The 11,780-nt window shown below is 65.5% G+C and carries 10 protein-coding genes and 1 pseudogene; 10 read left to right on the plus strand and 1 reads right to left on the minus strand.

Translation table 11 applies throughout. The features are described 5' to 3' along the window. Nucleotides 1-16: 16 nt before the first annotated feature. Nucleotides 17-82: pseudogene (locus tag ACK59X_RS30870) on the minus strand (30S ribosomal protein S6); the annotation flags it as partial. A gap of 235 nt (nt 83-317) precedes the next feature. Here ACK59X_RS30870 and grpE point away from each other — a divergent pair. From grpE to ACK59X_RS30920, 10 genes are all read left to right on the plus strand, one after another. Continuing rightward, the gene (gene grpE / locus ACK59X_RS30875) at nt 318-869 is read left to right on the plus strand and encodes a nucleotide exchange factor GrpE (RefSeq protein WP_409962683.1); all 552 of its coding nucleotides are present in this window, start codon (nt 318-320) and stop codon (nt 867-869) included. Between the two features lie 25 nt (nt 870-894). Further along, on the plus strand, nt 895-2,910 hold the full coding sequence (dnaK, locus tag ACK59X_RS30880) for a molecular chaperone DnaK (RefSeq protein ID WP_409962698.1): 2,016 nt from the start codon (nt 895-897) through the stop codon (nt 2,908-2,910). A gap of 90 nt (nt 2,911-3,000) precedes the next feature. Beyond that, nucleotides 3,001-4,146, plus strand: a complete 1,146-nt coding sequence (dnaJ, locus tag ACK59X_RS30885) for a molecular chaperone DnaJ (RefSeq protein WP_409962684.1) — start codon at nt 3,001-3,003, stop codon at nt 4,144-4,146. 189 nt (nt 4,147-4,335) lie between these two features. Further along, nucleotides 4,336-5,295 carry a LysR family transcriptional regulator gene (locus ACK59X_RS30890; protein WP_409962686.1) on the plus strand — a complete coding sequence of 320 codons (960 nt, stop codon included), beginning with the start codon at nt 4,336-4,338 and terminating at the stop codon, nt 5,293-5,295. Nucleotides 5,296-5,326: 31 nt separating this feature from the next. Continuing rightward, nucleotides 5,327-6,748, plus strand: coding sequence for a 3-isopropylmalate dehydratase large subunit (leuC, locus tag ACK59X_RS30895; RefSeq protein ID WP_409962688.1), 1,422 nt, complete (start codon nt 5,327-5,329; stop codon nt 6,746-6,748). A 65-nt stretch (nt 6,749-6,813) separates the two neighbouring features. Continuing rightward, complete coding sequence (locus tag ACK59X_RS30900) at nt 6,814-6,942, plus strand: entericidin A/B family lipoprotein (RefSeq protein ID WP_007850089.1); 129 nt, start codon at nt 6,814-6,816, stop codon at nt 6,940-6,942. Between the two features lie 12 nt (nt 6,943-6,954). After that, nucleotides 6,955-7,605, plus strand: a complete 651-nt coding sequence (gene leuD / locus ACK59X_RS30905; RefSeq protein ID WP_409962690.1) for a 3-isopropylmalate dehydratase small subunit — start codon at nt 6,955-6,957, stop codon at nt 7,603-7,605. A gap of 84 nt (nt 7,606-7,689) precedes the next feature. Beyond that, nucleotides 7,690-8,760, plus strand: coding sequence for a 3-isopropylmalate dehydrogenase (leuB, locus tag ACK59X_RS30910; protein ID WP_409962692.1), 1,071 nt, complete (start codon nt 7,690-7,692; stop codon nt 8,758-8,760). A gap of 313 nt (nt 8,761-9,073) precedes the next feature. Next, nucleotides 9,074-10,207, plus strand: coding sequence for an aspartate-semialdehyde dehydrogenase (gene asd / locus ACK59X_RS30915; protein WP_409962694.1), 1,134 nt, complete (start codon nt 9,074-9,076; stop codon nt 10,205-10,207). 306 nt (nt 10,208-10,513) lie between these two features. Further along, nucleotides 10,514-11,780: FimV family protein (locus ACK59X_RS30920; protein ID WP_409962696.1), on the plus strand; the 1,267-nt coding region annotated here is incomplete at its 3' end.

Below are 11,780 nucleotides of genomic sequence, written 5' to 3' on the forward strand. Positions count from 1 at the left end.
TGCCCTTGTAGCGCTACAGCATGGCTGGAACTTGTTCGCTTTGATCCGGGTGGATCAACAAAATGATTTCGTAATGACGCATGCAGACTCCTTTTGGATGAGACCACCCGCTGCGTCCAGAAGCGGTGTGGCAAGGGCAAAGCCGTAGATTATAGCCCGCAACATTGAGCTTGTACACTCCACCCTGTTACAAGCCTGCCGCAGGACCCCATGGAAGGGCCTGGCCACGGCAAATGCGCGCCACGCGGCACGCAGCGCTTGAAATACCACATACACGCCCAACCTTGTGCGCGTACTGTTTATTTACGAAGACCGACATGTCCGACAACAGCCAGCAAAACCCTTCCCAAGACGCCCCCTCCCCCGACGAAATTGAAGCCGCCATGGCCGCCAATGCCTCTGACGAGCTGTCGCGCCTGCAAGGCGAGCTGGCCGATCTCAAGGCCAAGAGCGCCGATCTGGCCGACCAGTTCCTGCGAGCCAAGGCCGAGGCCGAGAACGCCCGCCGCCGCGCCGACGATGAAGTGGCCAAGGCCCGCAAGTTCGGCATCGAGAGCTTTGCCGAGAGCCTGCTGCCCGTGGCCGACAGCCTGGATGCCGCCCTGGGCATCAAGGAAGCCACGCCCCAGCAGCTGCGCGAGGGCGCCGATGCCACCCTGCGCCAGCTGACCTCGGCCCTGGAGCGCAACAAGGTGCTGGCCATCAACCCGCCCGCCGGCGAGAAGTTCGACCCCCACCAGCACCAGGCCATCAGCGTGGCGCCGGCCGACCAGGAACCCAACACCGTGGTCGCCGTGCTGCAAAAGGGCTACAAGAGCGCCGACCGCGTGCTGCGCCCGGCCCTGGTGACCGTCACCGCCCCGAAATAAATAAATTTGGTGGACAACGTCTTGAATCCATCCAGGTTATCCACAAGTTACAAATCATCCAAATCAATCAAACATCGCGGAGAAGAAAATGGGAAAAATCATCGGTATTGACCTGGGCACCACGAACAGCTGCGTTTCCATCATGGAGGGCAACTCGACCCGCGTGATCGAGAACAGCGAAGGCGCCCGCACCACGCCTTCCATCGTCGCCTACCAGGAAGACGGCGAGATCCTCGTCGGCGCTTCGGCCAAGCGCCAGGCCGTCACCAACCCCAAGAACACGCTGTATGCCGTGAAGCGCCTGATCGGCCGCAAGTTCACCGAGAAGGAAGTGCAAAAGGACATCGACCTGATGCCCTACAAGATCGTGGCCGCCGACAATGGCGATGCCTGGATCGAAGTGCGTGGCAACAAGCTGTCGGCCCAGCAGGTGTCCGCCGACATCCTGCGCAAGATGAAGAAGACGGCTGAAGACTATCTTGGCGAGCCCGTGACGGAAGCCGTGATCACGGTGCCAGCGTACTTCAACGACGCCCAGCGCCAGGCCACCAAGGACGCCGGCCGCATTGCCGGCCTGGACGTCAAGCGCATCATTAACGAACCCACCGCTGCCGCCCTGGCCTTCGGCCTGGACAAGCAGGAAAAGGGCGACCGCAAGATCGCCGTGTATGACCTGGGTGGCGGCACGTTCGACGTGTCGATCATCGAGATCGCCGACGTGGACGGCGAAAAGCAGTTCGAAGTGCTGTCGACCAACGGCGACACCTTCCTGGGCGGCGAAGACTTCGACCAGCGCATCATCGACTACATCATCACCGAGTTCAAGAAAGAGCAAGGCGTCGACCTGTCCAAGGACGTGCTGGCCCTGCAGCGCCTGAAGGAAGCGGCCGAGAAGTCCAAGATCGAGCTGTCCAACTCGGCTGCGACCGACATCATCCTGCCCTCCATCACGGCCGACGCTTCGGGCCCCAAGCACCTGAACATCAAGCTGACCCGCGCCAAGCTGGAGTCGCTGGTGGACGAGCTGATCGAGCGCACCATCGCTCCTTGCCGCACGGCCATCAAGGACGCCGGCGTGTCCGTGTCCGACATCCACGACGTGATCCTGGTGGGCGGCATGACGCGCATGCCCAAGGTGCAGGAGAAGGTCAAGGAGTTCTTCTGCAAGGACCCCCGCAAGGACGTGAACCCCGACGAAGCCGTCGCCGTGGGCGCTGCCATCCAGGGCCAGGTGCTCTCGGGTGACCGCAAGGACGTGCTGTTGCTGGACGTGACCCCCCTGTCCCTGGGCATCGAGACCCTGGGCGGCGTCATGACCAAGATGATCACCAAGAACACCACGATCCCGACGAAGTTCGCACAGACCTTCTCGACCGCCGACGACAACCAGCCGGCCGTGACGATCAAGGTGTTCCAGGGCGAGCGCGAAATGGCTTCGGGCAACAAGCTCCTGGGCGAATTCAACCTCGAAGGCATTCCACCCGCATCGCGCGGCACGCCGCAGATCGAGGTGTCGTTCGACATCGACGCCAACGGCATCCTGCATGTGGGCGCCAAGGACAAGGGCACGGGCAAGGAAAACAAGATCACCATCAAGGCCAGCTCCGGCCTGTCGGAAGAAGAAATCCAGAAGATGGTGAAGGACGCCGAGCTCAACGCCGCGGACGACAAGAAGAAGCTGGAGCTGATCCAGGCGCGCAACCAGGGCGAAGCCGCCGTGCACAGCGTGAACAAGAGCATGACCGAGCATGGCGACAAGCTCGACGCCGGTGAGAAGGACGCGATCACCGCGGCCGTGAAGGCCCTGGAAGACGTGCTCAAGGGCGAGGACAAGGCCGCCATCGAGGAAAAGACGACGGCCCTGATGGCCGCCAGCCAGAAGCTGGGCGAGAAGATGTACGCCGACGCGCAAGCCGCACAGGCAGCCGCCGGTGCCGGCGCGGAAGGCGCAGCCGGCGCCCAGCAGGCATCCGCTGGCGGCAGCAAGCCCGACGACGACAACGTGGTCGATGCCGAGGTGAAGGAAGTCAAGAAGGGCTGAGCACGCCCCGTTTGACCCGAGCCGCCGCGCGAGTCTCCTGCCACAGGGAGCTTGCGCGGCGTTCCTGTTCCAACCGGGCCCAGAAAGACCATGTCCAAACGAGACTTTTACGAGGTTCTGGGCGTTCCCAAGAACGCCTCGGACGAAGAAATCAAGAAGGCTTATCGCAAGCTGGCGATGAAGCACCACCCCGACCGCAACCAGGGTGATGCAGCCAAGCCTGCCGAAGAGAAATTCAAGGAGGCCAAGGAGGCCTACGAGATGCTCTCCGACCCGCAAAAGCGCGCGGCCTACGACCAGTACGGCCACGCCGGGGTGGACCCGAACATGCGCGGACCCGGCGGTGCGGGTGCAGAAGGCTTTGGCGGCTTCGCCGAGGCGTTCGGCGACATCTTCGGCGACATGTTCGGCCAGCAGGGCGGGCGTGGGCGTGGTGCCGGTGGCCGCCAGGTCTACCGCGGCAGCGACCTGAGCTACGCCATGGAGATCACCCTGGAGGAAGCCGCGCGCGGCAAGGATGCGCAGATCCGCATCCCCTCGTGGGAGAGCTGCGACACCTGCCACGGCAGCGGCGCCAAGCCCGGCACCAGCGCCAAGACCTGTGCCACCTGCTCGGGCAGTGGCACGGTGCAGATGCGCCAGGGCTTCTTCAGCGTGCAGCAGACCTGCCCGCACTGCCGCGGCACGGGCAAGATCATCCCCGAGCCCTGCACCACCTGCCACGGCCAGGGCAAGCTCAAGAAGCAAAAAACGCTGGAAGTGAAAATTCCCTCGGGCATCGACGACGGCATGCGCATCCGCAGCACCGGCAACGGCGAACCGGGCACCAACGGCGGCCCGCCGGGCGACCTGTACATCGAGATCCGCCTGAAGAAGCACGACATCTTCGAGCGCGATGGCGACGACCTGCACTGCCAGGTGCCGGTGAGCTTCATCACCGCTGCCCTCGGCGGCGAGATCGAGGTGCCCACGCTGGCCGGCAAGGCGGCCATCGACATTCCCGAAGGCACGCAGGCGGGCAAGCAGTTCCGCCTGCGCGGCAAGGGCATCAAGGGCGTGCGCGCCAGCTACCCGGGCGACCTGTACTGCCACATCGCGGTCGAGACGCCCGTGAAGCTGACCGAGCACCAGCGCAAGCTGCTGCGCGAACTGGAAGACTCGCTCAAGAAGGGCGGCGCCCGCCATTCCCCCAGCGGCGAGAGCTGGACGGACCGGCTGAAGAATTTCTTCAGCTGATCACCCCTCCCCCCAAGGAAGCCGCACGGCGCCACTCGGCCCGTGCGGCTTTTTCATGGGCCTGCGTACGCGGAGAAGAGCGCTCACGCGATGGACGACATCGTGTTTCGCGATGACACAATGCTGTCATTTAAAGGAAAATACGCAAGCGCCTTCTCCAAACGAGAAGCAAGAAAAGAAATCGTACCGATGAAAAGCTCCGAGCGCAGTTTTGCGCGCCGCATTGACCTGACCTCGCTGCAGCTGTTCGTGGCGGTGTGCGAGCTCGGCAGCATCGGCCGCGCGGCGGAGCGCGAATTCATCGCGGCCTCGGCCGTGAGCAAGCGCCTGTCGGACCTGGAGACCGCCGTGGACACGGCCCTGCTCTACCGCCACAGCCGCGGCGTGACGCTGACCCCTGCAGGCGAGAGCCTGCTGCACCATGCGCGCACCGTGCTCTTCGGCCTGGAGCGCATGCAGGGCGAGCTCAGCGAATACGCCGATGGCGTGCGCGGCCATGTGCGCATGCACGCCAACATCTCGGCCATCTTCCAGTTCCTGCCGGAGGACCTGGGCGCCTTTGCGCGCGAGCACAGCCAGATCAAGATCGACCTGCAGGAGCACCTGAGCAGCGATGTGCTGAGTGCCGTGCAGGAGGGCGCCGCCGACCTGGGCATCTGCAATGTCGGCATGGCCACCGGCAATGGCGGCACCGAACTGCAAAGCCGCCCCTACCGCGCCGACCACCTGGTGCTGGTGGTGCCCGAGGCGCACGCCCTGGCCCAGCACACCGCCATCGGCTTCGAGGAAGTGCTGGACTGGGACATCGTGGGCCTGCACGCCAACAGCAGCATCAGCCTGGCCATGCGCGCGGCGGCTGCGGCGGCCGGGCGCCCGCTGCGCCAGCGCATCCAGGTCACGGGCCTGGATGCCATGTGCCGCATGATCGACAACGGTTTGGGCGTGGGCCTGCTGCCCGACCGCGCCTTCGAACTGATGCGCGGCGTGGGCCACCTGCGCGCCATCCCCCTCACCGAGGCCTGGGCCCACCGCGAACTGCTAGTGGTGGCCCGCGATTTCGACGCCCTTCCGGTCACCGCCAGGCTGCTGGCGGAACACCTGGCATCCCATCCGCCAGCAGCTTCCGTGACTGCAGGCACGCACCCCTAAAATCACCCCACCCACCTGAAAGAGACGCACCATGGGACGCACCCTGTACGACAAGATCTGGGACGAGCACGTCGTCCATACCGAAGAGGACGGCACCTCCATCCTCTACATCGACCGGCATCTGGTGCACGAGGTCACCAGCCCCCAGGCCTTCGAAGGCCTGCGCGAGGCCGGCCGCAAGGTGTGGCGCACCAGCTCCATCGTCGCCACGGCCGACCACAACACGCCGACCACGGGCTGGGAGGCAGGCTATGACGGCATCACCGACCCGATCAGCAAGGAACAGATCACCACGCTGAACGACAACATGGCGCAGATACATGCGGCGGCGTTCTTCCCGTTCATGCACAAGCGCCAGGGCATCGTGCACGTGATCGGCCCCGAGAATGGCGCCACCCTGCCCGGCATGACCGTGGTGTGCGGCGACAGCCACACCAGCACGCACGGCGCCTTCGGCGCGCTGGCGCACGGCATCGGCACTTCGGAAGTCGAGCACGTGATGGCCACCCAGACCCTCCTGGCCAAGAAGGCCAAGAACATGCTGGTGCAGGTGGACGGCCAGCTCGCCAAGGGCATCACTGCCAAGGACATCGTGCTGGCCATCATCGGCAAGATCGGCACGGCCGGAGGCACGGGCTACACCATCGAATTCGCGGGCTCGGCGATCCGCAGCCTGTCCATGGAAGGCCGCATGACCGTGTGCAACATGGCCATCGAAGGCGGCGCACGCGCCGGCCTGGTGGCCGTGGACGACAAGACCATCGAGTACGTGCGCGGCCGCCCCCTGTCGCCCACGGGCGTGGAATGGGACCAGGCCGTCGCCTACTGGAAGACGCTGCACTCCGATGCCGATGCGCACTTCAACACCGTGGTCAAGCTTGACGCCGCCCAGATCCAGCCCCAGGTCACCTGGGGCACCTCGCCCGAGATGGTGCTGGGCATCGACGCTCGCGTGCCCGACCCGGACAAGGAAAAGGACGCCAACAAGCGCGGCGCCATCGAGCGCGCACTGACCTACATGGGCCTCACACCGGGCAAGCCGATCAGCGACATCACCATCGACAAGGTGTTCATCGGCTCGTGCACCAACAGCCGCATCGAGGACATGCGCGAAGCCGCTGCCGTGGTCAAGAACCTGGGCCGCAAGGTGGCCAGCAACGTGAAGCTGGCCATGGTGGTGCCCGGCTCGGGCCTGGTCAAGGAACAGGCCGAGCGCGAAGGCCTGCACGAGATCTTCAAGGCTGCAGGCTTCGAATGGCGTGAACCCGGCTGCTCCATGTGCCTGGCCATGAACGCCGACCGCCTGGAGCCCGGCGAGCGCTGCGCCAGCACCAGCAACCGCAACTTCGAAGGGCGCCAGGGCGCCGGCGGCCGCACCCACCTGGTGAGCCCCGCCATGGCCGCAGCCGCTGCCGTGCACGGCCACTTCGTGGACATCCGCCAGTTCACCTGAACTTCACCCCCATCCATCCCATCCAACACCCGTTGGCCCATCCACTGTCCCCAAGGAGTTCTGTCATGAAGAAGACCGCCACTTTCATCGCCCTTTCGCTGGCCTTCCTGCTGGCCGGCTGCAACACCGTCAAGGGCGTGGGGCAGGACGTCCAGCGGGCCGGCGGCGCCCTCGAGCGCGCCGCCAACAAGTAAGGCATCCCCACCATGCAGCAATTCACCGTGCACAAGGGCCTCGTGGCCCCGATGGACCGCGAGACCGTCGACACCGACGCCATCATCCCCAAGCAGTTCCTCAAGTCTATCAAGAAGACCGGTTTCGGCGTGAACCTGTTCGACGAATGGCGCTACCTGGACCATGGCGAGCCCGGCATCCCCGAGTCCGCGCGCAAGCCCAACCCCGACTTCGTGCTGAACCAGCCGCGCTACAAGGGCGCCAGCGTGCTCATCGCGCGCAAGAACTTCGGCTGCGGCTCGAGCCGCGAGCACGCGCCCTGGGCGCTGGACCAGTTCGGCTTTCGCGCCGTGATCGCGCCGAGCTTTGCCGACATCTTCTTCAACAACTGCTTCAAGAACGGCCTTTTGCCCATCGTGCTGCCCGAGGCCACCGTGGCCCAGCTGTTCGACGAAGTGGCGGCCTTCCCCGGCTACCAGCTCACCATCGACCTGGAACGCCAGGTCATCGTGCGACCGCAGGGCCAAGAGATTCCGTTCGAGGTGCAGGCCTTCCGCAAGTACTGCCTGCTCAACGGCTTCGACGACATCGGCCTGACCCTGCGCCAGTCCGACAAGATCCGCGCCTTCGAAGCCCAGCGCCTGGCCACCAAGCCCTGGCTGGCACACAGCATGGTCTCCTGACCACACCACCAGTTCATCGACCAGTGGCCGTCCACCCGGCAATGGCGCCGGGGCGCGGCCATTCACTTTAAGAAGAAGTTCTTCATGAAAATCGCAGTTCTGCCGGGAGACGGCATCGGCACCGAAATCGTCGCAGAGGCCGTCAAGGTCCTCGAAGTGCTGGACCTGAAGTTCGAGATGGAGTCGGCCCTGGTGGGCGGCGCCGCCTATGAGGCGCACGGCCACCCCCTGCCCGAGGCCACGCTCAAGCTGGCCAAGGACGCCGATGCCGTGCTGTTCGGTGCCGTGGGCGACTGGAAGTACGACAAGCTCGACCGCCCCCTGCGCCCCGAGCAGGCCATCCTGGGCCTGCGCAAGAACCTGGGCCTGTTCGCCAACTTCCGCCCCGCGATCTGCTATGAGCAGTTGGTGGGCGCATCGAGCCTCAAGCCCGAGCTGATTTCGGGCCTGGACATCCTCATCATCCGCGAGCTCACGGGCGACATCTACTTCGGCCAGCCGCGCGGCCGCCGCGTGGCCACCGACGGCCACTTTCCCGGCGCCGAGGAAGCCTTCGACACCATGCGCTACAGCCGCCCCGAGGTGGAGCGCATCGCGCACGTGGCCTTCCAGGCCGCACGCAAGCGCAGCAAGCGCGTGACCAGCGTGGACAAGGCCAACGTGCTCGAGACCTTCCAGTTCTGGAAGGACATCGTGACCGAAGTCGGCAAGGAATACCCCGACGTGGAGCTGGACCACATGTACGTGGACAACGCCGCCATGCAGCTGGTGCGCGCACCGAAGAAGTTCGACGTGGTGGTCACCGGCAACATGTTCGGCGACATCCTGTCGGACGAGGCCTCCATGCTCACCGGCTCCATCGGCATGCTGCCCTCGGCCTCGCTCAACAGCAGCAACCAGGGCCTTTACGAGCCCAGCCACGGCAGTGCCCCCGACATCGCCGGCAAGGGCGTGGCCAATCCGCTGGCCACCATCCTGTCGGCCGCGATGATGCTGCGCTTCTCGCTCAACCAGGAAGCCGCCGCCCAGCGCATCGAGGCTGCCGTGCAGAAGGTGCTGGCCCAGGGCCTGCGCACCCCCGACATCTGGAGCGAAGGCACGACCAAGGTCGGCACGGCGCAAATGGGTGATGCGGTCGTGCAAGCACTGAAGTAGCCGCGTGCCGCCATCGGCATCGCTCAGGGGCGGTCTTCGGACCGCCCTTTTTGGTTGCAGCGCAACCTCAACGGGCCCTTGAGCGCCGCGCAGAGCTTGCGATATACTCAGTGCTCTATGTTTGCCGCCCACACGTTCGCCCTGAACATTGCACCCGCCGCCACGGCCGGTGTGGCTGCGCGCGCAACCATCACCAAAACCACGACCATTAAGGGCTGATCAGCCTGGTTCGTCGTGCGCCCTTCCTGGCCTGACGAGCCAGGCGAGCAGTCCGGTCTGGCACTGTTTGTTAATCTGTAAAAGGGGCGTTGAAATGAGCAACAAGTTGGTAGGTTTGGTCGGCTGGCGCGGCATGGTCGGCTCGGTGTTGATGGATCGCATGGCCGAAGAGAAGGATTTCGACCTGATCGAGCCATTGTTCTTCTCCACCTCCAACGCGGGCGGCAAGGCCCCTGCAGTGGCCAAGAATGAAACCACGCTGCAGGACGCGTTCAACATCGACGCCCTGAAGCGATGCGACATCATCATCACTGCCCAGGGCGGCGACTACACCACCGAAGTGTTTCCCAAGCTGCGCGCCGCGGGCTGGAACGGCCACTGGATCGACGCTGCCTCCACGCTGCGCATGCAGCAGGACGCCGTGATCATCCTGGACCCCGTGAACCTGCCCGTCATCCAGGACGCGCTGGCCAAGGGCGGCAAGAACTGGGTCGGCGGCAACTGCACCGTGAGCTGCATGCTGATGGGCGTGGGCGCGTTGTACAAGGCCGGCCTCGTCGAGTGGATGAGCACCCAGACCTACCAGGCGGCCAGCGGCGGCGGCGCCCAGCACATGCGCGAGCTGCTCACGCAGTACGGCACGCTGAATGCCGAAGTGAAGTCCCTGCTGGACGACCCCAAGAGCGCCATCCTGGAGATCGACCGCAAGGTCATCGCCAAGCAGCGCGCCCTCTCCGGCGCCGAAACGGCCAACTTCGGCGTGCCGCTGGGCGGCTCGCTGATTCCGTGGATCGACAAGGACCTCGGCGCCGGCGTCAGCCGCGAGGAATGGAAGGCAGGTGCCGAGACCAACAAGATCCTGGGCCAGGGCGAGGGCTTCGGTTCCGCCGCCATCCCGGTGGACGGCTTCTGCGTGCGCGTGGGCGCCATGCGCTGCCACAGCCAGGCGCTGACCTTCAAGCTCAAGAAGGATGTGCCCGTGGCCGACCTGGAAGCCATGATCGCCGCCGACAACGAGTGGGTGAAGGTGGTGCCCAACACGCGTGAAGCCACCATCAAGGACCTGACCCCCGTGGCCGTCACCGGCACCATGACCATCCCCGTGGGCCGCGTGCGCAAGCTGGCCATGGGCCCCGAGTACGTGGGCGCCTTCACCATCGGCGACCAACTGCTGTGGGGCGCGGCCGAACCGCTGCGCCGCATGCTGCGCATCCTGCTGGCCGCTTAAAATCCGCTTGCCCGGGCTCGCAGGAGCCCAGGCCCCCAGCGCGCGCAATGCCTGTTGCGCGCGCTTTTTTGCGCCCAAACTCTTGACACACCCGGTTACGTGACGTTGGCAATTGGCAACATCTGATTGCCCCAATTTGGTGCATGAACACCAGGGGCAAAGCTTCCGCGCCACCTCAGCTTGTCAGTGCAAAACATTGATGCTATGGTGCTTTTTACATATTTTCACGCGCCGGGGCGGGACCAGACCATGAGAAAAACAGCACCGCTCGACCGAGCCGCACAACCCAATCAGTTGATGGCAAACATGCATCGTTGGAAATTTTCTGTGCTGGCGGCTGCGGCCGTGGCAACTGCCGGGCTCTACGCCACCGATGCGTCCGCGCTCGCGCTGGGCCGCATCACCGTGCAATCCGCCCTGGGCGAACCCCTGCGTGCAGAGATCGACCTGCCGCAGATCACCCCTGCGGAAGCGGAAACCCTGAAGGCCGTCACGGCCACCCCGGAGGTATTCCGCGCACAGGGCATGGAGTACTCGCCCACCATGAACAGCCTGCAGGTGCAATTGCAACGCCGCGCCGATGGCACGGCCGTGCTGCGCCTGTCCAGCGACCGCCCGGTGAACGACCCCTTCGTCGATCTGGTGCTCGATGCCTCCTGGGGTTCCGGCCGCCTGGTGCGCAGCTACACCATGCTGTTCGACCCCCCAGCAATGCGCCGCCCAGCGCCCGCGGTCACGGCAGCCCCCCAGATCACACCACCTGCGCCTGCCGCACGCAGTGATGTACCGCCCGCAGTGGCAGGCCGCCCATCGTCCGCCTCGGCTCCGGCACCTGCGGCTGCTGCACGCACGCCCGCCGCCCCCCGTCCAGCCCCCACCACCGAAGGCAGCGTGACCGTGCAGGCCGGCGACACGGCAGGCCGCATCGCCAATGCCAACCGCCCAAGCGGCGTCTCGCTCGACCAGATGCTGGTGGCCATGCAGCGCGCCAACCCCGATGCCTTCATCGGCGGCAACATCAACCGCATCCGCGCCGGTGCCGTGCTGCAGATGCCCGACCAGGCGACGGCCCAGTCCACGCCTGCACCCGAAGCGCGCCAGATCCTGGCCGCGCAAAGCCGTGACTTCGGCGCTTTCCGCCGCAAGCTGGCCGAATCCGCCCCCTCCACCACCGTGGCATCGGCCGAGCGTTCGGCCAAGGGCACGGTGCAGACCCGCGTGGAAGACAGCAAGCCTGCCACTACCGCACCCGACAAGCTCACGCTGTCCAAGGGTTCGGTCAAGGGCCAGAAGGCGGCCGAAGACCAGTTGGCCAAGGACAAGCAGGCCAGCGATGCATCGGCCCGCATGGCCGAGCTGTCCAAGAACATCAGCGACCTGAACAAGCTGGGTGCCGCATCGGCTGCGGCTCCTTCGACGCCTGCAACGCCCGCAGCGCCAGCCGCCGCAGCAGCCCCCGCCGCCAGCACCCCGGCCCAGGTGGCCGTGCCCGGCGTGCCCGCCACGCCGGCCGCCCCTGAAGCCCCACCCGCCGCGGTAGCTTACGAACCCACCAGCGGCGCATCGGCCGAGG

It is taken from the genome of Acidovorax sp. (assembly GCF_046339755.1).
Lineage (GTDB): Bacteria > Pseudomonadota > Gammaproteobacteria > Burkholderiales > Burkholderiaceae_C > Acidovorax.